The sequence below is a fragment of the Kocuria sp. TGY1127_2 genome, assembly GCF_013394385.1.
Lineage (GTDB): Bacteria > Actinomycetota > Actinomycetes > Actinomycetales > Micrococcaceae > Rothia.
The window spans coordinates 933,562-956,239 of record NZ_AP022834.1 but is presented as its reverse complement, the minus strand read 5'-3'; the positions used below and the strand labels follow the sequence as shown (position 1 = coordinate 956,239).

Here is a 22,678-nt window from a genome sequence, read left to right as displayed (position 1 = left end):
TGCGTTTATGCACGTCCAGCGTGTACTGAGTTGATATTTGGCACTGTCTCAACGTGCTCTCCTAAAATTGAACTTATGAAACTCACAGCCGAGAATTCCGGCAACCTCCTCACGGACGTCTCAAGTCTGGACTTCTGGCTCGATCATCCGCTGCGAATCGTCCTGATCTTTTTGATCGCCCTGTTGATCAACTTGGTCGCGAGGACCGTGATCCACAAGGTCACGGACAGTATTGCGCGGGGCACGAAAGCCAGGGTCGTGGCCAAGAAGAACAGCAATGGACCTCAGGAATGGGTCGAAGACGCCGTCACGGCCCGTCAGAGGCAATCCCAACGGGCCAAAACCGTGGGATCCGTTTTGCGTTCCGTCGCGACCATCGGCATTTGGACGATCGCGGTGCTGATGATCATTTCGGAACTCGGGTTCAACATCGCTCCGGTGATCGCCAGCGCCGGAATCGCCGGTGTTGCCTTGTCCTTCGGCGCCCAATCGCTCGTCAAGGACTACTTGGCCGGCGTCTCGATCGTGGCCGAAGACCAGCTCGGTATCGGGGATGTCGTCGATCTGGGCGAGGCCAGCGGAACCGTCGAGTCAGTAGGGCTGCGCGTGACGCAGGTGCGCGACGTCGAGGGAACCCTGTGGCACGTCCGCAACGGCGAGATCCTCCGCGTGGGCAACCAGTCCCAAGGTTGGGCTCGAACCATCGTGGATGTCCCCGTCCCCTACAACTGCGATATCGATCGTGTCACCAGCTTCCTGCTCGATGCCGCAGAGCGAGTCAAGACCGAGACCGAAGTCGGCCACTCGATTCGCGGCAAACCCGAGGTTTGGGGTGTTGAGGAGATGACCGGCGAGTACCTGACCATGCGAATCGCGATTCGCACGGCTCCTCTTCAGCAGTGGGACGTCGCCCGCGTCCTCCGCGTCTATGTCAAACAGGCTTTGGACCACAATGGTCTGCACATTCCTCTGCTGAACCAGTCAGTGATTCACGGAACGCAAACCATGCCAATCGTCTCCGCGCGGTCAAACGGCACTACTTCTTCTTCCCCCTCGACTTCGAGCGAGGATTCTTCGCCGAGCGAGCCTTCGAAGAATTAGCTCCTCCGGACGATGACGCCCGGCCCGGTTTCCTTCGAACCGGTGCCGGGCGTTTTGTGGTTCGGCCGGTTACTTGTTGATCAGCCTTCGCACCCGAAGCACCACGAGAGCTCGACGCTTTACGGCCTCTCGTGATCCCCACGAATTCCTGAAGGACACTTTCGTCTTCGTCGCTGCGCGATCCATCGACGTCCTTGGTCCACACGAGCGCAACCGATCGTCTCGGCATGTCTTCGACTATCCGGTACGTCAGGTCCTTGCGGTGGTGGTGCCGCGCGACGGACATCGGCACGATCAATAGGCCCAAGCCCGCAGCAACCAGTTCGACCGCATCCCCCGTGTCGCGCATACTCGGCAATTTCCGTGGATTAGCATTCCGGTTTTCGTTGCTAACCGCCGCCCACTCCGGAATGTTCTCGGGTTCTTGAAGCATGAATTCCTCGGCGAGCTCCTCGAGTGGAACTTCGTCGAAAATGGTCAGGACGTGGTCGGCCGGCAGTAGCACAACGGGCTTCTCTTCGTAGAGATGAACCGCGTGAAAACGGGTTTTATCCAGGCATTCCGGTTCTGCCTCGGTACGCACCAGAACCATGTGGGCGTCTGCCGAAGTGAGCGAACGCAGGCCGGTTCCCTCCTCCAGGGCGAGTCTTTCGAGGGGCGTCGACCGGCCGAATCTCTCATCCCACCGGGCGAACCATTTACCCGGCATGACCCCGGGTACAAACCCCACCGTCAACCCCTCGCTGGGCGGACCGATAGGCTCCTGACGGCCCGTTGGCGCAGGCGTGCGAGGGGCGTCGTCGTGATGGGGGGAATTCTCGGAGGGCGAGTCGCTCATGGTGCTAACTTATCAGCGGTGCTCCTCCCTCCGGATACCGTTTCCGAGTTGTGCACGAGCGCGCTCGGGAGTACGGTAGAGGGGTTGCTCGGGGCTATAGCTCAGTTGGTAGAGCGTTTCGTTCGCAATGAAAAGGTCAGGGGTTCGATTCCCCTTAGCTCCACGTCGACGTTCCAGCAGAAACCCCGTTCCGTGAATTCAGGGAACGGGGTTTTGCCGTTTCCGGAAGCTTGGTCCTCGCAGGATGCCGCGCATCGGGCCGTTCGGCGGACGGAAGACTGCCTCACTGTGCCCGTGCGGTCCGGAGGTGGCTCGCATCCTGGAAAAGGCTGGGGCTTATAGCTTCGTCGTCTGGCTCGACCGGACGCGTCGCGGCCAGTACTTGATCGCGACGATCGCCACGATCACGATGAGGATCGCGACGGCCGCGAGCCACGGCCGCTGAAGCCAGGCCCACACCACAGCCATGCCCACCGTGCCGTAGATAGTTCCCCAAATGAGGGTTCCGACGAGCATCGCGGGTACCCACCGAGGCAGAGGCATGCGTGTGAAACCCGTGACGCCAATGACGGCGGTCTGGAACCCGACCGTCAGGAAACAGGCAGGCACGGCGAGGACTCCCCAGCGATTAACAAATGCTTCGGCGTGCCTGTACAGAGGCGTTTCGAAGGCTGCCCTCAGCTTGCCTGCCCTTCGGCCCCCGGCCGCAGCAGCCCTGCCGATCCCGTATACGAGTGACGTGCGGACGACGCCGACACCCCAGAAGAAAAGGATCGCAATCCCGAGGTCCAGGCTTTCGATCCATCCATGCATATCGTCTAGCTTACCGAAGATTCCCCGGCTCATCAGGTTCGATGGACCACACTCGGGCCCAAGCCTCAAGAGTTGCAAGGCTCGCGGCGGGATCGCATGCCTGAACCTCAAGGCCATCGGCTGTGACCTTTGTCATTTTTGCAGCGTCCGCCAAGAGAGAATCCACTGCTGAACAAGGCCATATGGCACTTAGGGACAGCACGTCGTCAAGAAAATGCAGGCAATCCTAAATTAGGGGTAGCGGACCCTCAGGACATTAGGTAATGTTTTTATTACCAAATAGCCGGGAGGCAAACCTGGGACGGTCGCTTTCGAGCGAACTTACAGCGGTCGGCGCCTCCAGTGAGTGAAGACCTTCTTCCTGTGTGTGATGCAAAGAGTGGGCCTCGGGGAATCCCCGGGGCCCACTCGTCATTAATTCTGGCTCCCAGAGGCCTGAAGCTATATGCGGCGGCAGCATGCTGCGCACCAACCGTTTACACTCCGGACCGATGACTTAATGGATGTGCCGCACCTTCACGACCCCCTTCTCCAGGGATTCCTTCAATCGGGTGTCGACCTCTCCCGCGAGGAGCCCCACGGCGTATCGATCCAAACCCCTGCGCTGGAAAACCCGTGCCGCCCGTTCCAGCCACTCTCTCGTGACGTTCAGATCCAGAATCTCGCCGAGTTGGGATTGGATTTTCTTCGACCGCTTTCTCTCCGAGGTGACATCTTTGACCCGTTTTTTCGGTACCTCTGACTCGGCCCACAGGGACTCGATCGCGTACCGCAACGATTTCGCAGCCTTTCGTACATCGTGGAGATTCTCCAGGACCTCGCCGATCGTCGGGTCGTCCAGGTCTTGGACCCGTCCACTTCGTTTGTACAATCGGTCGCTCAGGGTATCCAGCATCGTTTTGGCGATTTTTTTCGATCCCCAGCCGGAGGCGACGTCGTCGAGCCGGGGCTGCCGAGCGAACTCCCTCAGATCTTTCATCAGAGCGAGGTGTTCCGCAGATGACAGCCGGCTCCTGGCTACGCGAACAGCCGCCTCTTCGTCCTCATCGAGCAATGCGCTCAGCTGCTCTTGAGCCACTTTGGTCAGACGGTTCCACCCATCTTGTGCACCCAGGATTTCACGCACGACTTCGAGGTCACGCGCATCGCTCAGCGCCACGCCGGTCGTCTTGATCCTGCCATTCAGACACTTTTCGGCATCTCTGTCGATGATCCCGCGTAGCCCTCTCAGTACGCCCCGGATGCCACGAAATCTGATTCGAAGTTGATGTACCGAATCACTGACACCGACTCGAACACCGAGGTCAAGCGCAGGGACATCGTCGAGGAACTCATGGATGACGGCAGAAATCAGGGATTGCGAGCCAGTGAGATGGGGTCCGCCAGCTTCGTCCCCGCGGTTCCGAGGGACCTCGATGCCGGCATCGGCGTCGAACTTCGGATCCTGCCCGAGCGCGCGGGAAATCTTGGCCACTGCACTCGACGACGTTGCGCCGACCTGTTCCAGAACCTCCTCGACCTCTTTGAAGACTTCGGCTTGCGCCTTCAGGGAGAGATCCTCTGCCAGAAGCTCGACTTCCCATTCCCGCCAGGCCCTCTCGATTCCTGTGGCGTAGTCGGTCGAGCGCACGGAATCATCGCACAGCTCCGCGATCTCCTGGCCATCCCGGTCCCGAAGAATCGTGCGTTCGCGACGGGTTGTCAACCGTGCGATCGGGCTCAGGTTCTCACCGACGGTGATGCCTGATAAAACGTCCTTGACCGCAGCCGGCATCGTGTTTTCGTCTTTGAGAAGCCCGAAATGAACTTCTTGGCGCCCTTCCCCCAGTACGAACTTGATGTGCCAGCCTTCATCATGGCCACCACGACGCCGGCGCAGGATGACCTTTTCACGGGCCAGATCGCGCGAATCCGTATCGAAGTATGTTGCGTCGAGCTCTTGGATCTGAGGCTCCACCTCGGCAATGAGCCGTTGGAGGCCACTCAGGTCAGGCGTGAGGTCACCATCGGCCGGAGCTTCGTATTTGCGTTCAATTTCTTGGTGCGTTGTACTCATGATCCTCAATGCTCTTGGTTCGTTAGCGCCCGTCTCGGACGCAGGAGTGGCTCGCGAATACCGGAAGCATTTCAGGGATATCACACAGCCCGCCGGGTTCCCGACGGGCTGCGTGATATCAGGTGGTCCGCGGTCAGGCTCGCCTACGAGAAAGTACGTCGTCCAAGTTGAGAACGGAGTCACCCTTCTTGGCCGCTTCCGCCAAGGTGGAAGACGTTGATTTCGGCTCCGTCGGGACTTCCACAGGGCTGGGAGCTTCGCGGCGCGCCGCAGGAGCATCGACGTACGTCGGCTTGGGCAATTCGACCGGCGACCACTGACTGGTCGCCGGGGTGAAAGCCACCGGCTTGCCGGCGGCTACACGGCGGGCTTGTTCACGCAGAGACTCAATGTCCAATCCGGGCTCTTCAACATTCGGAACCTCCTGGGCACCGGGCATGCCTGATCCGGCGGACGGCGCATCATAGGTCACGGTTTCGACCGATCCCACGTCTGCAACGGGGTCCTGCGGTTTTGCCGAAGAACTTTCGTTGTCGTACACACCCTGAGACTGCTTGACGACGAGGCCCTCTCCCTCGGCAGGGTCGTCGGCCGTGGTCAGGTAGTCACCTTCGACGACCCATTCGTCGGAGCGGTCATCTTCCTCAGACGGTGCCAGGTCCCGAGACGCGTTCTGAGAGATCGCCCGACCGGGCCCCATGAGACCTCGGTCTGAAAGCGCCAAGTATCGCAGGCTGCCGAAGGCACCAAGCCCCACGATCAGAAGGAAGACCGGCAAAGGCCAGGCGATAGCAGTGAACGGGGCGAGAATTCCGGTGATCAGCCCGAATACGAGGGCAATCAGGCCGATAACAGCCGCGACAGTTCGTCCTGTACGGATGCGGGGCTTTACAGCCTCCGTAGCTGATCCGTGCGAGGTGGACCTCGGTGGACGGGGAACGCGTACTCCCTCGTGCCGTTTCTCTTCCTCGTAGACCACGGAGGTTTCCGTGGATGCCCCGGAGGAGACGTGTGGGGACTGGTTACTGTTCATGTCATTCCTTTGACGCAGTAGCACGTGGTCCCGGGGGAAGGCGGGTTCTGTGTTTTCCATGATATCGGTAGCCATGACTTGGGCGACCACCGAAGGCCGACGACGTCGATCGATGCTGCGCACCGACCACGCGACGAGGATGAAAGCGACGATCAGCAGAATGCTGGAAGCCGAAACCCATGAGAAAGACACGCCTGTAGTTTATCGTTCTTGTGGCGTACACCAACTCTCTGTCTCCTGGCGTGTCACCTGATAAATCCCTGCGTTTCACAGACGCAATCCGAAACACCTTCGGAATACGACGAATGCGGGGCCCCTCACGAGGACCCCGCATTCACGGACACGTTGGCTTTGCGATTAGTGCATCATTCGGAAGGCAGCGTTTGTACGAATTCCTTGAGCCACGACCGAAGACCGGGGCCCAGATCTTCGCGCTCGGCCGCCAAAATCACATTTGCCTTCAGATAAGAGAGCTTGTCTCCGGTGTCGAAGCGACGGCCGTTAAAGACAACCCCGTACACGCCTTCCCCTTCTCCGGTGCCTTGGCCGAGCGTCTCGAGCGCATCGGTCAGTTGGATTTCGTCACCACGTCCGGGAGGGGTTTCCTCAAGAACGTCGAAGACATGCGGGTGCAGAACATAACGACCGATGATCGCCAGGTTGGAAGGCGCATCTTCCGGTTTGGGCTTCTCGACCATACCGGTGACCTTAACGTAATCCTGCCCCTCGACGGGCTCCACCGCTGCACAGCCATACGCGCTGATCTGATCCTGCGGGACCTCCATGAGGGCCACAACGCTGCCGCCGGTTTCCTCTTGGGCCTGGATCATGCGCACGAGCAGATCTTCTTGCTCGTCGATCAAATCGTCGCCCAGCAACACGGCAAAAGGCGAGTTCCCAACGTGCGTCTTCGCGCGGAGGACCGCGTGGCCAAGTCCCTTCGGGTCACCCTGACGAAGGTAGTGCAACTCCCCCAGTGCGGTGGCTTGTTGAACCGATTTGAGGAGATCGTCTTTGCCGGAGGCCGCGAGTGACGCCTCCAAATCGGGGATGCGGTCAAAGTGATCTTCCAAGGCTCGTTTGGAACGGCCGGTGATCATGAGGATGTCATCGAGACCCGCGGACACGGCCTCTTGAACCACGTATTGGATGGCTGGACGGTCGACGACCGGCAGCATCTCCTTGGGGCTGGCTTTGGTGGCCGGCAGGAACCGAGTACCTAGTCCTGCGGCCGGAATCACAGCCTTGGTGACTGGTTTCTGTGAATGATTTGCGGACATACCTTCAGAATAGCTGAGGATCTGGGAAAAACCTTGGGTTTATCAAGGTTGCTTCGTAGCCTTGCCTTTGTTTGTCATGCGCCGTGTAATACCGCGACGGATCTCCTCGTTCGGATTCGCTTTCCCCGTAAACCGAATATTGGGAGATGGACTACGGTAGGAAGCCCTAGGCCGTTGCACCCGAAGCCGGAGGATCGCCGATGAACACCAGCAAGCTCGTCCGGGCAAAGTCAGACCTTCGGACGAAACTGCTCGCGGCACGCGTCTACCGGTGTGAACAGGACAGCGAGGGTGTGCAGCGCCGGCTCCTGGCGGATTCCTGGCGAAATGCACTTTTGGATTTCGTGATCGAGACTGTCCCGATCAACGGCACGGTATGTGCCTTCCTGCCGACCGCGACCGAGCCCCCGATCCGACCCGCCCTCAGATCAATATACGAATCCGGGAGGACGATTCTGGCGCCCATCTCGCGACCGGGCAGGGTCCTTGACTGGACACGCTGGACCCCGGATACCCGGGTCGAGATCAGCCGATTCGGAATCCAGGAACCGGTTGGCCCTCGCCTCGGCGCAGAAGCCTTTGTTCAAGCCGAACTTCGGCTCGTACCGGCTCTGGCGATCGATGCTCGAGGTGTGCGGCTCGGCTACGGCGGCGGGTTTTACGATACTGCTCTCGAGGCCGCGGCACACGGACCTCACATCGCCGCCGACATCGGCATTTGTTTTGCCGACGAATTTCTGGAGGCCGGGCGCGTGCCTTCGGAATCGCACGATGCGCGGTTGCCCCAGGTCTGCACCGATGAAGGATTCACGAGAATTCGTCAGTCGCCGTAAAATAGGTTCGCCGCATCCCACCGATTCAGAGGAGACTCTTCATGCCCGTTTACGCGTATGTGTGCAAGAACTGTCAGCATGCATTCGATATCCGTCAGGCTTTCACGGACAACGCGTTGAAAGAGTGCCCCGAGTGCCATGTGAGCGCACTGCGAAAGAAGTTCAACACTGTTGGGGTGAGCTTTAAGGGAAGCGGCTTCTACAGCACCGATTCCAAGTCTTCGTCCAATTCTTCTGGCTCCGGAGACTCGGCCGGAGACTCGTCCTCCGGCTCTTCCTCGACGTCGACTTCAGCGTCCACGACGACGACATCCTCCGGTAGCGATTCCTAGGTTTCCCACATGTGATTTTCTGACTCAGACGCCGGACAGGTTGTACCCAAAAGACTGTTTCTGGGCCAGAGCCGAATGGAGGAGGCCGGGGACTTTGCGACCGTAGGCCTATGCGTATTTTCCGGCATCAGGCCACGCGCCGCGGGTTCCACAAGACCGTTCCGATCAGTGTCCGCCTCCGCTCCCGGGTCAGCCGCCGAGCACGCTTTCTGGGGGTCGTCCTGCTGGTCGGGTCCGCCGTGGCCAGCGTGTTCCTGAAACCTTCGATACAGGGCTCGAGTGCTGAAATTGTGGTAGCGAAGCGAGCTCTGCCCGCGGGACACAGGATTTCGGAGGCCGACCTCGAATCCATCGAGGTCTTGGGGGCGTGGGCCGATTCCGTGCCAGAGGCCAGTGCGCGAATCGATTCTCTGACCGGTTCCAGGCTCGCTGTGCCGGTTGATCTCGGCCAACAGGTTACGGCCTCGATGACGGTCTCCGCCCACCTCATTCAAAGATTGCCTGACGGAATGGTTGCCATGGGTCTGCGAGTCCGAGACCCGGATTCTTTGAAGTTCATAGGACAGTCGGCGCCGGTTCACCTGTTCGTGGCCGGAAACCATGGCGAACAGGTCAAGGCAGAGGGGCTGCTGATATTGGCTCCGGAAAATCCACAGAATTCACCTCTCCTCCAGAATTCGGGCTCGAATTCAGGAGGAAACTTGGCATTCTTTGCCGTTGATCCGTCCACCGCGGAGCAGTTGGCCGGATTGAATAGTGAGGCTGTCGTCGTAGCCAGAAGCCCCGAAGGATGATCCGGGATAGTCGCCGTAATACCGATATTTCCGGTGCCACCCGAGTCTTCGATGCCGCAGCTGGGTTGCGGAATTCTCATCGGAAGAGAACGAGGCGAAGAGTTCAATCCCAATGAGGGGGCCGCTGTTCGCGCAGCCACCGGCTTCGAGCGTCTTCGGGCTGGGCCGTCCCCGATGCTTTGGACGAGCCGGAACCGCTTGTACTCTGGCCATGAAGCGTCGGTGCAGATCCGGCAATACCTGCCAACCGTTCCGGTTCCCCTTGGCTCGCGGAGGTGCCGCCGGTCGCGCGTCGCGGTCCACGGTGGCGGAATTTTCTCGCGCCCCCAGTATCTTTGTCGGTCTCGCGGGGACCTGCGCCCGAAGATTCGTTGTCGGGCGCAGGCGTACCGCTGTCAGAAGGACCGGAGGTCATCGCTGCTCCGGTACCTCGGGGGTCTCAAGCCCCAAGTAACCCAGTATGCGATCGGCAACCGACTGGGGGTCGGCGAATACATCGACCGTCCACAAGGACACGTGGTTCCAACCGGTGCGCTCGAGCCTTTCGGGTCTCAACCGCGATCTCTCACGAACTGACAGGGACGCGTACTGAGTCGTCCCGTCAGTCGACAAGGCAACAGGAAGTTGCATGGCCGCCCCGCCGTTTCCGTCTGCTGTTCCGGCTGTTCGTGCCCGGGGGCTCAGAACCGCCCCCGCGGACATCGACTCGGCTCGTGCAGTGGCCAAACCATCGATTTCCTGTCCAGGCGTCACTGAAACCTCTGCCCCGGCCACCCTCAAGCGACGAGCAAGGTCGGCCAAGAGCCAATCCGCCTTGTATTCCTCTTCATTGGAATCGTGGACTGACAGAAACTCGCTGATCGCGTGTTCGGGCGCCAAGATGGAAGCCTGCTCCGGCTCGGAAACGGAGTGCGCGGCCTCATAGGATTCCAGGAAGCCCACCAAATCCGTCATCCCGTTCCGGAGTTCGCTCTCGCGGAGCTGATCAAGACTCAACGAGCTCACCACTCGAGTGTGGAACCTCGCTGTAGACATCGCCTTCACGAAGCGCTGGCGCCCGTGTTCGTCGGAGAGCTGCCCGAAGTGCGATGCTCGGGACCCTGCCTCCGGAGCAACACCCAAACTGAAAATCACCCGATCGCGAGTCAATCCCTGAGCACGTGCCAGATCGAGGACGCGGAATGGCTCCAATCCGGGCTCGAAGAAATCTCGGAGCTCCGGATGAGAGTCCAAGTCCCTGCGAATCCCTTCGGCAATGCGCGCAGCGTGCCGGGGGCTGGCGGTCAGGACGGCAAGAGACTGCCGCGGATCACGTGAAGCATGCTCAAAAACCATGTCCACGACGGCGCGCACCTCGGCTTTCGGGGACTCGATGACGGGAGCCCCTACGCGGTCGTCGGGTTTCTGTTTGCGCAAATAGTCGACCCTCATCGAACGTGCGCCGCTGACTGCTTCTTCCCCGAAGGGCATGGCAGACAAAGCGCCGTCGTAGAAGTGTTCGTTCAGATAAGAAACCAGAGCCTGGTCACGGCATTCATGGATACGTCCCAATGTTTTGCCCGGCAGGACCTGACTCAGCACATGCATCGCGGAATCGACGCGCTCATTCGACGGTGTCTGATCGTCACCGGTGGTCGGGGAAACGATGAACGGTTGCGGATATCCCGAATTCTCGTCCCCGAACGCAATGACCTGCCGCGTCCTCGCCAGGGCCGCCAAGCACGCTCCCAAGGGTGTGGATTCGGCATCCAAGACGATGACCGCGTCCACGGTTGCCGACGGAGGCAGGGTACGGCCTACGCCAAACGGGCTGGATAGCCACAATGGTCGCAGCCCGGCCAAGATATCCGGAGCCCTGCGCAGATATCCTGAAAGGGGAATAGGAGCCCCTTTGAGTATCTGACGCAATTCCTTGGCCTGCACAGGCTTCAGGTGGACCCGCTGGTTCCAACCGCGCGCCGCAGCATACCGAACGCGAGCGGGTCCCGAGGCGACGTGGGCCACGTCGGCCCGACGGAAAGCCGACTCCCACTCGGAAAGCGTTTTTCCACTGACCAAGTTCACTTCGGGCCGCTCGAGCATTATTTCGAACGCAGACTGCCACCATGCGAGGTCCAGCTCGGCCGCGACCTGGTCGGTGGCAACGTGCCGCTCTTCGAGGTCTTTGAGCAAGTCCTCGAGGCCCTTTCCGCGAAGAATATGGGTCAGTTGTTCACGTTCGGGAAGCGTATCCAACAGGATGCGGTCGTTGGCCATAGCTTCGAACGTCTCGAGCAGGTCAGGAATCGGCAGATTGAAGTAGTCCTTCCGGACAGGGCTCTCCTCCATCACGATCGAAAGATCGCTCAGGTTGTCTGCTACTTCGGCATACAGCTTCCCGATTCTCTCGAGGTTCCCCGGCATTCCGACGGTTCGGCCTTCGACCGCCCAGCTCTGCCATTGCTCCCGCTGCGCCTGAACCTCGATGAGGGCCTGGTGCAAATCCGAGATGTGCACCTGAGGAATGATGTACTCCTTGGCGGCCCGGCGCAGACGCGAGCGCTGAATCGCGGACATGTCGATTCCGCGTTCCCGACGCCAGGTCGAGGTGCCCGTCGCCGCGATCAAGTCCGTAACAGGACGGTCGAATATATCTCCATTGAAACGGGATAGAGAGTTCCGAATCCCTTCGAGCAAATCGAGTTGCTTTTTCCAACCCGCCAGTGTTCTTTCGGGCTTAAGACCTATCCCGTCGAAACCTTCGTTGATTTCGCGACGCAGCTCACGCGCGGTCTGCAAAAGGCTCTGGACCAGGGCCCGGGCTTGTTTGGTCTCTTCCGTGTTGACCAGCCGAGCACCGTACCAGGGCGCGGTGCGCGTCGAAGGGTTGAACGCGCGGAGTTCCGCAGCCCGCTCCAACTGGGACACGGTCTCGGAGCGATCAACGGTAGCGTCCATGACGGCACGCTTGAAACGCACCCGCGTCGACGGCCCTGGATCCCGAGACGTCAGTTCCGCGAGCGTCTGCATCGCTTGGAGGGGTGTCACTCCCCAGCGTTCGTCCCTCCAATGGAGCGAAGTCACGTGCTCGGCAAGCTGGCGCCTCATGTTCCTGAGTTCATCGTGCAATCCCGCAAGCCGCGGCTCAACCGCCTGTTCGTATCGGACGATGGTTTCGATCAGGTCCCGGGCCAGCCCCTCAGGATCGGTCTCTTCGCCGAGTTCAAGGGTCAGGTCGGACAGCTCGAGGTCAGCCACACGACGCCGCACATTGTGCAACGTTTCTCGACGCTCGGCCAGAATCATGACCGATTTGCCCTCGGAGAGGAGACCGGCCGCGACGTTGAGCGCCGCACGCAGATGATGGGTTCCGGACGGCGCCGTGACCGTCATCGACTCGCCGGCACGAGCACGCTGAACAATCTCGGAAACCGTATCGTCGGCATCGTAAACCAGGGTCTCGTCAGCCGGGTCCACCTCATTCGCTGGTAGAGGATTCGAGGTGAATTCACGGGGTTCCCGTGGCGCGTTGATCTGGGCGCGGTTGAGGTCGGAGATGTCTCGCAATAGTCCCGACGTCGCTGTTTCGGGCAGTTCGCCCACGGTGTCCGCAAGATCCGCGAAGGTCGAGATCACGGTACGCGCTTCGATATGCATTCCCGGAACGTTCATGCACACCGCGCGCATAGCTTCCAGAACCGCCTCCGGCGTAAGCCGGGACCCGGATGTGGCCTTTCGATGCACCCCGTTGGCGAAGAGGTCGATTCCGAAGTCACGCCGCAGTTGGCGGGCCATCGCCGGGTTCAGCCGCGCAGGACCGTTGATCCGCAGCTCGAAGTCGTCTCCGTCGGGATGAGGATTGATCACGATCGGGGCCAGGAGCACGGGTGCGATGTGACGCCGTTCCCCGCGGGCCCCGTCGGGGATTCCGGAGGGGTTCAGCTTGGCGAACCACGATGCCGTGCCGGCGGCGAGGAACCCAGCTTCGAGACCGTGGTCGGCATCAAGCTCAAAGATCTTGCCTCGTATTGCTCGCGCAGAGCGGACCCCGTTGGTGAACGTCGCACGATCACGCAGAATAGTCGACAGGCGGGTCTTGCGTCCGGCGAGCAACTGAGCATATCCGGATGGGTTGGACCCCGAAAGATCGATGTGCACGTTGTCGACCGGGTTGAAGTCCAGCAGGGCGTCCGGTCCCGTGTACACGTCCACTTGCCGCAGCCATCGGTCGAGAAGCAGCTCGTTATTGTCCGCCGAATCCGCTTCGTCAGGCCCCTGGTCGTCGGTTGACGGCGCCTCTGACGGGTAGTTCTCTTGATCGTCATCGGGCATTGCTTCAGGGCCCCTGCTCCGGCTCACCTGAGATGCAGCGGGTTCCGATGACGAATGACCCGGCTCAGTGCTGTGCCCCGCATCATCGCCGGAACCGTCAACCGCACGTGCCTCGGACCAATCAGCCAGCGACGTTACGGACTCCGGACGAGTGGCGTCGGACCCGTCGGTTCGGACACGAGCGATCCGGAGGTCGTGGGTTCCGGGCGTTGAGGCATTATCCTGCGTAGAAGACTGGTGACCTTCAGAGGCCTCTGCGGCGTTCTGAGGGCTCGCCCAAGGAACGGACGAGGGATTCGAGGTCGCTCCCTCGGACGTGTCCTGTTCGTTCTGATCGGCGGAGTGTGGCTTCGTCACGTTGCCTCTGCTTCCGGTGTGGTCGGCGTATTCTTCGCACATCTTAGGGGTCGCGGCTTCACCGCGCACCATCTCTATAGTAGAAGCACACCGAACGGGATTCCGTATAGACGTCCAAATTCCTTCGCCGCGGGGAAGACAATGGTCCGTCTCGATCAGTTCGAGACGGACCATTGTCTTTCGGGCGGACCCTGAATCTACGGGTTTACTCCCATTCGATGGTTCCCGGAGGCTTGGAGGTCACGTCGAGCACGACTCGATTGACTTCCTCGACCTCGTTGGTGATCCGATTCGAGATGCGCGCCAGCAAGTCGTACGGGAGCCGCGACCAATCTGCCGTCATGGCGTCCTCGGAGGAGACCGGGCGAAGAACAATGGGATGCCCATATGTTCTCCCATCCCCTTGCACGCCCACCGAGCGAACCTGGGACAACAGGACGACCGGCATCTGCCAGACTTCGCTGTCCAAACCTGCCTTGGTCAGCTCGGCGCGAGCAATGGCATCCGCGGCCCGGAGCACGTCCAGGTTTTCGCGGGTCACTTCGCCAATCACTCGAATGCCTAAGCCTGGTCCGGGGAAAGGATGCCGAGCGACGATCTTTTCGGGGACTCCGAGCTGACGACCGATCGCACGAACTTCGTCCTTAAACAGGGTACGAAGGGGCTCGACGAGGTCAAAAGCGAGGTCCTCGGGCAAGCCGCCGACGTTGTGGTGGGATTTGATGTTCGCGGCGCCTTCACCGCCGCCGGACTCGACCACGTCGGGGTACAGCGTGCCCTGCACGAGGAATTTGATGTCCTCTCCAGTGCCTCCGACTTCGGCAACCAGTTTCCGTTGGGCGTCTTCGAAAGATCGAATGAACTCTCGGCCGATGGCTTTGCGCTTGGCCTCGGGGTCCGCGACCCCCTCGAGAGCCGACAGGAACCGGTCCGATTCGTCGATGGTGACGACCTTGATGCCCATCGTTTCGGCGTAGTCTTGTTCGACCTGCTCGCGTTCACCGGCCCGCAGCAGACCGTGGTCAATGAAGAAGCAGGTCAGCTGGTCTCCGACGGCCTTGTGCACCAACGCCGCCGCGACCGAGCTGTCGACGCCGCCGGACAGCGCACAGATAACCTGCGCGTCTCCGACCTGGGCGCGAATCTTCTCAACTTGCTCCTCGATCACGTTGCCTGTGGTCCACGTCGGCTTCAGACCCGCCACGTTGAACAAGAAGTTCTCCAGAACCTCCTGGCCGAAATCGGAATGCTTGACTTCAGGATGCCATTGCACGCCACCCAGTTTTCGCCCTTCGTGGACGAAGGCCGCGACCGGAGCCCCTTCGGTGCTCGCGAGCACCTCAAAACCCGCGGGTGCCTCCGTCACGGAGTCGCCGTGGCTCATCCACACGTTCTGTGCGACCGGAGTGCCCGCGAGGAACGAGACTCCCCCTCCTGTGAGGGTTGCGTCGGTCGCCCCATACTCGCGGAGGCCGGTTTTTGCCACGGTCCCGCCAAGGGTCTGCGCCATCACCTGGAATCCGTAGCAGATGCCGAAAATCGGGACGCCGGATTCGTACAGTTCGCGGTCCCCCGCTGGTGCACCGTCTGCATAGACGCTGGAGGGCCCGCCGGACAGCACGATGGCCGCGGGCTTTTTGGCCAGCATCTGCTCGGCCGACATCGTGTGCGGCACGATCTCCGAGTAAATATTGGCGTCACGGACGCGGCGTGCGATGAGTTGGGCGTATTGCGCCCCGTAGTCGACGACCAGAACGGGACGATCTTCCAACTCGGTCGTCGCCGAGGTTTCGGATTGGGTCACTGCCATACCTTCGGTTTTGTTGGGTGCGATGCGGAGTTTCCCCAAGATGTGTGGGGTCTCGTTATTGCCAGTTTAGGGCAACCGGCCGGGCCTCCCGGAAACTACGGGGCATTCCAGGAGAACTTCGCCGCCCGGACGCGGCCTCCGGCGTGATGGAGCTAATACCGTTTGGTGGATTTGGGGTTCGCGGCGACCTGCGAGACCGTCTCGCGGTGGATGCGACGCTCGACGATGAATGACAAGAAGGGAACGACACCGCCCAATGCCATCACGATCAGTTGCGGCAACGGCCACCTCATGAGGAGCCAGAGACGGAAACAGGCCAACAGATAGATCACGTAGAACCATCCGTGGATGATGAGGATTCCGGTCGATATGTTGAGGCCGCCCGTGAGATTCCCGGTGTTGCGGTTGAGCCATCCCAAGGCCACACTGTCCCCGGTCGAGGCGTTGGTTGCCCCGGCCATCAGGTCGTAGCCGAACACATATCGAGTGATCATCTCGACAACCAGGAGAAGAAGGAAGGTACCCGAGATCCACGCACAGTACTTGTATATCCCGAGCGCGCCCCTGATCTGAGCCTGGGTTCCGCCGAATTTGCGACGAGTCGCGCGAACGTTTCCCGCTTTCTGAGGCGTCGCGTCAGGAGGCAAAGGAACTGACTTGCCATCCGTACGCTCCACGGGACGGGGCTGATTGTTGGGGGTTGGCTTATCGGCCACCTTGGTCACCTCGTTGGTTGTCGTACGTGGACCCGGAGGAGTTCTCGGCAACGACATCCGTGCCGTCTTTCTCCCCGGTTTCAGGTTCATCGAAGTAGTAGTACTCACGGGCTTCGGAATCGTAGTAGAAATAACGACCCGTGGATTCCTCGTAGAACATATTGCCCTCCCCTGCTGGGAGGATTTCGTAGTACTTCTCGGGATGGATCATGCGTTCGTGCGAGTCAGCAAGCATGCGCCACCACAGGTATATGGCAAAGACTGCGAAGACGACCCATTCGATCGCGTAGAAGATATTGAGCCAGTTGACGGAGTGATCGACGACCTGCTCACTATGAATCGTGGCGAGATTCCCGTGTGGATCTGCCAACTGAGCGTCGGGCTTGACGTGCCCGTCCGAGTCAACTTGAGCCGGCTGCCCGACGGGAGTTTCTGCCACGGCGGTAATTGTTCCCGCATAAAGAGGCGTGTCCCACAGATTGGCCAATTGGGCCGTCGCCGCCGAGCCCAGAGCGCCTGCAGTCTTCGTGTCCTGCGAGGTCACCGGGGCCTCGTTGGCTACAAGCCGTCCGACCACGCTCATTTCCCCGGTGGGCTCTGTCCCAATCTTTCCGGGATCGCTGTCGGTCGTGAATCCACGGGCCACGGGCACGGAGTATTTCTCGCCCGTTTCCTGCGGCTCGGCGTCGATGGCGAATTGGCTGACCACCCAATAACCTTTCGTGCCATCGTTGACCCGACCTTCGACCAATCGGCTCGTGTTCTCGACGTAGTGCCCCTTGGCCTGAACCATCGAGTCGGCTTGGCTCTCCAGGACAGGTTCTGAGGGGTTCGCCACGTCTTGAAGCGGTTGCACGGCTTCTTTAGCCGGATTCGCATGGATCTGGCCGGAGTCGGCCGTACCAAGCTGCCACTTGCTCAAGAGCATGAACCCGGTGGCCAAGGCCAGAGCGAGCAACAGCGCACCCAGCCATCTCGGGGTAAAAGCTAATTTGAGCACGGCTTCCAGCCTATCGGTCGGACCTGGGACTTCCCCAAGTCAGCAGGGAATCGACCCGTCACGGAGCAAAGGGGCCAATTCATTCGTCGGTCAGTACTGTGGTCGGCCCGTCAGCACAACTTCTGAGCGTTGGAATTCCTTCAGAGTCGAATAGCCCGTCGTGGCCATCGCCCGTCGGACCGCTCCCATGAGGTTCGACGTCCCGTCGACATGATGCGACGGCCCGTACAAGACTTCTTGGAGAGACCCGACCTGGTTCATGGGAGTACGTGTTCCGCGGGGGAATTCGTGATGGTGAGCTTCCGGACCCCAGTGGTATCCCTGACCAGGTGCTTCTGTTGCACGGGCCAACGGCGCCCCGATCATCACGGCGTCCGCGCCCATGGCCATGGCCATGATCATATCGCCCGACTGCCCCAGGCCACCGTCCGCGATCACGTGAACATAGCGGCCGCCGGACTCATCAAGGTAGTCACTGCGTGCCGCCGCGACGTCGGAAATCGCCGAGGCCATGGCCGCATGGATCCCCAGTGCGCGACGAGTCGTGGTCGTTGCGCCTCCTCCGAATCCGACCAGAACCCCGGCCGCACCGGTGCGCATCAAATGCAATGCAGGAGTGTAGCCGGCGGCTCCACCCACGATCACGGGAACATCGAGTTCGTAAATGAACTTCTTGAGGTCCAAGGGCTCTTGGTTCTGCGAAACGTGTTCGGCCGAGACTGTCGTGCCACGGATGATGAACAGATCGGTCCCCGCATTGACAACGGTTTTGTAGAACTCTTGGGTTCTTTGGGGAGTCAGCGAGCCGGCCACGACGACGCCGGCCTCGCGAATCTGCGCCAGCCGTTCGGTGATCAGCCCCTCTTTGACGGGCTCCGCGTAGATCTCCTGCATGCGGCTGGTCACATGCGACATGTCGTCACGGGCCAGCAGCGATATTTCGTCGAGGTAGGGCTGCGGGTCGTCGTACCGAGTCCATAGCCCTTCGAGATTCAGCACCCCAAGACCGCCGAGTTTTCCCAACGCAATGGCCGTTTCCGGGGACATTACCGAATCCATAGGCGCACCCAGGATGGGTGTATCGAATTTGAAGGCATCAATCTGCCACCCGGTGCTGACATCGCGCGGATCCCTAGTACGGCGGGCCGGAACCAATGCCACTTCGTCGAGCGAGTAGGTTCGACGCGCACGTTTGGAGCGGCCGATTTCAATGTCGTTGGTCAAGATCTTCCTTCCGCACGCCGTCACCCGGCGTGACCGAGCTAGCGACGGTAGTTGGGGGCCTCGACGGTCATCATGATGTCGTGAGGGTGCGATTCCTTGAGACCGGCCGGGGTGATGCGAACGAATTTGCCCTTGTTCTTGAGCTCCTCGATCGTCATCGAACCGACGTAGAACATCGTCTGGCGAAGCCCGCCTTCCAGCTGGTGCAGAACCGCAGAGAGAGGGCCACGATATGCGACCTGCCCTTCAATGCCCTCCGGGATCAGCTTGTCCTCACTCTTGACGTCAGCCTGGAAATAACGGTCCTTGGAGAAGGAGGCGTTCTTGCCCCGAGTTTGCATTGCACCCAATGAACCCATGCCGCGGTACGCTTTGAACTGTTTCCCGTCGATGAAGATCAGATCTCCCGGCGACTCGTCGCAACCGGCCAGCATGGACCCGAGCATCACGGAGTCGGCACCGGCAACCATAGCCTTGCCGATTTCGCCGGAGTGCTGGAGTCCGCCGTCTGCAATCAGTGGAACGCCCGCCGGAATGGTCGCTTTGGCGGATTCATTGATCGCGGTGATCTGCGGGACCCCGACTCCCGCGATGATACGGGTCGTGCAGATGGACCCCGGGCCGACGCCGACTTTCACGGCATCCGCACCGGCATCGACGATCGCCTGAGCGCCTTCACGGGTAGCGGCCTGTCCACCGATGATGTCCACGTGCTCGGCCGCAGGGTCCTTCTTGAGGCGGGCGATCATGTCCAGTACACCCTGCGAATGACCGTTGGCGGTATCGATGAAGAGAGCGTCCACGCCCGCGTCGATCAGCGCCATCGCGCGTTCGTAGCCATCGCCGAAGAAGCCGACTGCTGCCCCCACGCGGAGCCGGTCTTCTTCGTCCTTGGTCGCATTGGGGTACTGCTCAGTCTTGGTGAAGTCCTTGACGGTGATGAGTCCGGTGAGTCGTCCGTCGTCGTCCACGAGGGGCAACTTTTCGATCTTGTGGGCAGCCAAGAGGCCGAACGCCTCTTCCTTGGCCATGCCCTCGTGCCCGACTACCAGGGGCATTTTGGTCATGATCTCTTCGACCGTGCGGTCTTCGAATTCGTCCTCGGACAAGTACCGGGTGTCCCGGTTGGTGATGATCCCGAGGAGTTTCCCTCCGTTGTCGACGACGGGCAGTCCGGAGACTTTGAAGTGTCCGCACAAATCGTCCAGTTCACGGAGACTCGCTTTCGGGGAAATGGTCACCGGGTTCGTGATCATGCCCGATTCGCTTCGCTTGACGCGGTCAACGTGTTCGGCTTGGTCCTGAATCGACAGGTTTCGGTGGATGACTCCCATGCCGCCGAGGCGGGCCATAGCGATGGCCATCCTCGAATCGGTGACGGTATCCATAGCAGCCGATATAACCGGAGACTTGAGGTTGATTCTCCTGGACAAGCGCGTCGTCGTATCCGCCTCGGAAGGGTTGACGTCGGTATTTCCCGGAAGGAGAAGGACATCGTCGTACGTCAGACCCGTCAGGCCGAAGGGATCGTCAGACAGTGCGGTGGGCTGGGTCAAGGGAATAGGACCTTTCACGTCTTGTGTCTCGGCGAGCGCCTCTCGGCACCCCGAGCTATTGCCTTTCATCATATGACGATACCCCGGCAGGTCGCTCCCCCGGCCCGGCGGTTGGTGACTGAAACCATGCCTTGTTCGTTATGAGCCGGAAGATGACTCCTCCGGTTGGCGTGCCTGTCCGATTCTCGACCTCGCGCTGGAGGCTTCGTTCCGAGGCGAGATCCGAGATTCCATTTGGCTATCGCGACGCCAAGGCATCACCGGAAATGTTCGCGGCGTCGTCGAAACGCTGGTCGAAGAACTTCTGCATACTCCTCACGTATGTAGCCGTCAGGTGGTTGTCGTCGATGTAGGTATAGACGTTGCCCACCGCTGGCGGGCAACCGCCATCAGGGCAAACCAAATCGTCCATGTCAACCGACCCGTATCCGGGAATATCCTGCCGCCATGGCGCTGTCGGATCCGGGGTGTGGGCGGTCACGTGCGGGAAGGTGCAGTCTTCGAAGCTCTTGCCCTGCTCACACTCGGTATGGGATTCGCCGAAGCGGGCGTTGTCCCTGATACCGATCACGCCGACGCCTTCGCTCGTCCACTTGCGTACTTGATCTTCGGTCCCCGCCCGGATTCCTTCGGCCGCACCGTCGTAGGACGAGAAGGTGGACTGAATGACCAGATTGTCGGGGTGCCAATCACCGATGGCGGTCTCGGCCTTCGGAAGCCATTCCTGGCACTCCCCGGAGAACCAGTTGTCGTCCTCGCTGGTAAAGAAGCAACCGGGATGACGAACGAAGGTGAGATCCCAGTTGTCGTCCTGAGCTTTCTGCTTCAGAGCCGTCATCCACTGTTCGGTGTGGCTATTGCCCACGGCCACCACATGCTTGCTCGGACGATCGTTCTTGACCACTCGGTAGCACTGCTCACCCGTCAAGCCATGCAGATCCTTGTCGAAGCCTTTGTCCTTCGAGCATTCCTCTCCGAGCCCGTTGACCTCCGCGAAATCATCGCTTCGCGTCAACGCGGTGGGGAGCAAACCTGCCTTCGCATCGCCCTTGTAGGTGTAATCCGGGTCGAGAATCTCCGCACCCGGATTGTTCTTGTCTGCAGAGGCTTCGATCTTGTGGGTCACGTATGCGATGCGTGCCTGCCAGGCGAGCACGGAACCCGCTCCGACGACGACGCAAGCGAGGATCACGACGCCGGCCCGCCATCTCTTGGTCTCGGACCACTTCCACCGACGAATCGGGGTATCGATCAGCTTCGTCAGCAAGTACGCGAGAATAATCGACAGCACGAGCAGCCCCACACCGGAGAAGAAACCGGCTTTCTCACGACCTGTCAAAGTCAGGTAGAACACCAGCAACGGCCAGTGGACCAGATACAGACCGTAGGAATTGGAGCCCAGCCATACCAACGGTTTCCACTTCAACAGGCGGTCGGCTCCCCATCGAGTGGTCGATTGCCCGCAAATGATGATGAAGCTTGCCGCCAGTGTCGGCCACAGGGCGATGAATCCAGGGAACTGGCCCTGGACGTCCAGCAATGCCCCGCACAGAAGAATCGCGAGCAACCCGACCCAGTTCAGCACCGCACCCACACCGGTTCTGACGCGGATCCACGGCAGCACGATGGCAACCAGGGACCCCATAGCGAACTCCCAGAGCCGCGCGAACGTGTTGAAGTACGCCGCCGTCTGGTTCGAGTAGGTGTAGTACACCGAGAACCCGAAGGAGATGATGAAGACAACCGCGAAGATGATCGCCAGTATCACCCGTGCCCGAGCTTGGAATTTCCGGACCACCAAACTGCCGAGCGCAAAGAGCAAAGGCCACATCACAAAGATCTGGCCTTGGATCGACAACGACCAGAAGTGCCGGAACGGCGAGGCCGCGCCGGAATCCGCAGCATAGTAGTCAACCGCATTCGCGATCGAGAACCAGTTCTCGTAATAGAAAATGACCGAGAACGCCTCGTGCATGATCGAGAGCCATCGATCCGGCGAGATGAAAAGACGGGTTGCGATCAGGGAGCCGGCCACGATGATGGCGACCAAGGGCATGATGCGTTTGAAGACGTGAACCCAGTACTTGGTCAGCTCCGACCAGCCGACCTTGACGCCGCGCTCGATCTTTCCGGTAAAGGAAAGGGTCATTAGGAACGCGGAGATCATGAGGAAGACATCGACGCCGCCAGAGACCCGACCGAACCAAATGTGGTAGATCGCCACCAGCAGCACCGCAAAAGCTCGGAGACCCTGGATTTCAGGTCTAAAAGCTCGTTTCTTGCGCGGGCCAGCCTCCGGCGCTTGCGCTTCCTTCACCGGTGAGTCAGGCCCACCTGTCCCGTGCGTATCAGTCATTCAAGATCCTGTGTCAGCCTCGGATGAGGCGATATCTCGTTCAATTCGTGTGATGCGAAGCGCTCCGGAGATCGCTCCCAGGGAGTCCATTACCCTCGGTCGGACATTCGGTGTTCATAATAGGCGCCTGTGGAGGAAACTTAGCGAATCAGCGATGGCCAACTCACCAGCAAACCTTTCAGCGTGTTGGTGGGCAATGCTCAGCGAGCGCATCGGCCCAAGACGGAACTCCTGGATTCCCGGTGTAGTTTATTTTTGAATATTCGCG

General features: G+C 60.3%; 15 protein-coding genes, 1 tRNA gene and 1 pseudogene. 5 read left to right on the top strand and 12 right to left on the bottom strand.

The features are described 5' to 3' along the window. The first annotated feature begins 75 nt into the window (after positions 1-75). A complete protein-coding gene (locus sake_RS04280) occupies positions 76-1,101 on the top strand; it encodes a mechanosensitive ion channel family protein (protein WP_129360035.1) in 1,026 nt (341 codons plus the stop codon). Here the strand turns inward: sake_RS04280 and sake_RS04275 are convergent. Then, a complete protein-coding gene (locus sake_RS04275) occupies positions 1,037-1,939 on the bottom strand; it encodes a LysR family transcriptional regulator substrate-binding protein (protein ID WP_129360036.1) in 903 nt (300 codons plus the stop codon). The two genes, sake_RS04280 and sake_RS04275, sit on opposite strands and share 65 nt — an antisense overlap. A gap of 90 nt (positions 1,940-2,029) precedes the next feature. Here sake_RS04275 and sake_RS04270 point away from each other — a divergent pair. Further along, a tRNA-Ala gene (locus sake_RS04270) sits at positions 2,030-2,102 on the top strand. A 173-nt stretch (positions 2,103-2,275) separates the two neighbouring features. On the opposite strand, the gene sake_RS04265 is transcribed toward sake_RS04270, so the two are convergent. The 4 genes from sake_RS04265 to galU form a co-directional block, all read right to left on the bottom strand. Next, the gene (locus tag sake_RS04265) at positions 2,276-2,752 is read right to left on the bottom strand and encodes a DedA family protein (protein WP_178945514.1); all 477 of its coding nucleotides are present in this window, start codon (positions 2,750-2,752) and stop codon (positions 2,276-2,278) included. Positions 2,753-3,248: 496 nt separating this feature from the next. Continuing rightward, positions 3,249-4,808: a CYTH and CHAD domain-containing protein gene (locus tag sake_RS04260; RefSeq protein ID WP_178945513.1), complete on the bottom strand. Its 1,560-nt coding sequence runs from the start codon at positions 4,806-4,808 to the stop codon at positions 3,249-3,251. Between the two features lie 133 nt (positions 4,809-4,941). Further along, positions 4,942-6,033: a hypothetical protein gene (locus tag sake_RS04255; RefSeq protein WP_178945512.1), complete on the bottom strand. Its 1,092-nt coding sequence runs from the start codon at positions 6,031-6,033 to the stop codon at positions 4,942-4,944. A 173-nt stretch (positions 6,034-6,206) separates the two neighbouring features. Beyond that, positions 6,207-7,121, bottom strand: a complete 915-nt coding sequence (galU, locus tag sake_RS04250; protein WP_129360039.1) for a UTP--glucose-1-phosphate uridylyltransferase GalU — start codon at positions 7,119-7,121, stop codon at positions 6,207-6,209. 200 nt (positions 7,122-7,321) lie between these two features. On the opposite strand from galU, the gene sake_RS04245 reads away from it, so the two are divergent. The 3 genes and pseudogenes from sake_RS04245 (at position 7,322) to sake_RS04235 (ending at position 9,080) form a co-directional block, all read left to right on the top strand. Continuing rightward, positions 7,322-7,954 carry a 5-formyltetrahydrofolate cyclo-ligase gene (locus sake_RS04245; protein ID WP_178945511.1) on the top strand — a complete coding sequence of 211 codons (633 nt, stop codon included), beginning with the start codon at positions 7,322-7,324 and terminating at the stop codon, positions 7,952-7,954. Positions 7,955-7,995: 41 nt separating this feature from the next. Further along, positions 7,996-8,139: pseudogene (locus tag sake_RS13400) on the top strand (FmdB family zinc ribbon protein); the annotation flags it as partial. A 257-nt stretch (positions 8,140-8,396) separates the two neighbouring features. Continuing rightward, complete coding sequence (locus sake_RS04235) at positions 8,397-9,080, top strand: SAF domain-containing protein (RefSeq protein WP_129360042.1); 684 nt, start codon at positions 8,397-8,399, stop codon at positions 9,078-9,080. Between the two features lie 411 nt (positions 9,081-9,491). On the opposite strand, the gene sake_RS04230 is transcribed toward sake_RS04235, so the two are convergent. The 7 genes from sake_RS04230 to sake_RS04200 all read right to left on the bottom strand — a co-directional run bounded on the left by sake_RS04230 (position 9,492) and on the right by sake_RS04200 (position 22,410). Next, entirely contained in the window at positions 9,492-13,748 is a 4,257-nt protein-coding gene (locus sake_RS04230; RefSeq protein ID WP_178945509.1) for a DNA helicase, read from the bottom strand. 205 nt (positions 13,749-13,953) lie between these two features. Continuing rightward, positions 13,954-15,552 (bottom strand): glutamine-hydrolyzing GMP synthase, encoded by a 1,599-nt coding sequence (gene guaA, locus sake_RS04225; protein ID WP_238147639.1) that lies wholly within the window; start codon positions 15,550-15,552, stop codon positions 13,954-13,956. A gap of 158 nt (positions 15,553-15,710) precedes the next feature. Continuing rightward, complete coding sequence (locus sake_RS04220) at positions 15,711-16,274, bottom strand: DUF3817 domain-containing protein (protein ID WP_238147640.1); 564 nt, start codon at positions 16,272-16,274, stop codon at positions 15,711-15,713. Continuing rightward, positions 16,264-17,274 carry an SURF1 family protein gene (locus sake_RS04215; RefSeq protein WP_178945508.1) on the bottom strand — a complete coding sequence of 337 codons (1,011 nt, stop codon included), beginning with the start codon at positions 17,272-17,274 and terminating at the stop codon, positions 16,264-16,266. The genes sake_RS04220 and sake_RS04215 overlap by 11 nt, the downstream gene beginning before the upstream one ends. A 90-nt stretch (positions 17,275-17,364) precedes the next feature. After that, the gene (locus tag sake_RS04210; RefSeq protein ID WP_178945507.1) at positions 17,365-18,498 is read right to left on the bottom strand and encodes a GuaB3 family IMP dehydrogenase-related protein; all 1,134 of its coding nucleotides are present in this window, start codon (positions 18,496-18,498) and stop codon (positions 17,365-17,367) included. A gap of 38 nt (positions 18,499-18,536) precedes the next feature. Beyond that, the gene (gene guaB / locus sake_RS04205) at positions 18,537-20,054 is read right to left on the bottom strand and encodes an IMP dehydrogenase (protein WP_243155757.1); all 1,518 of its coding nucleotides are present in this window, start codon (positions 20,052-20,054) and stop codon (positions 18,537-18,539) included. Positions 20,055-20,292: 238 nt separating this feature from the next. Then, a complete protein-coding gene (locus sake_RS04200; protein WP_178945506.1) occupies positions 20,293-22,410 on the bottom strand; it encodes an acyltransferase family protein in 2,118 nt (705 codons plus the stop codon). Between the last annotated feature and the right edge of the window lie 268 nt (positions 22,411-22,678).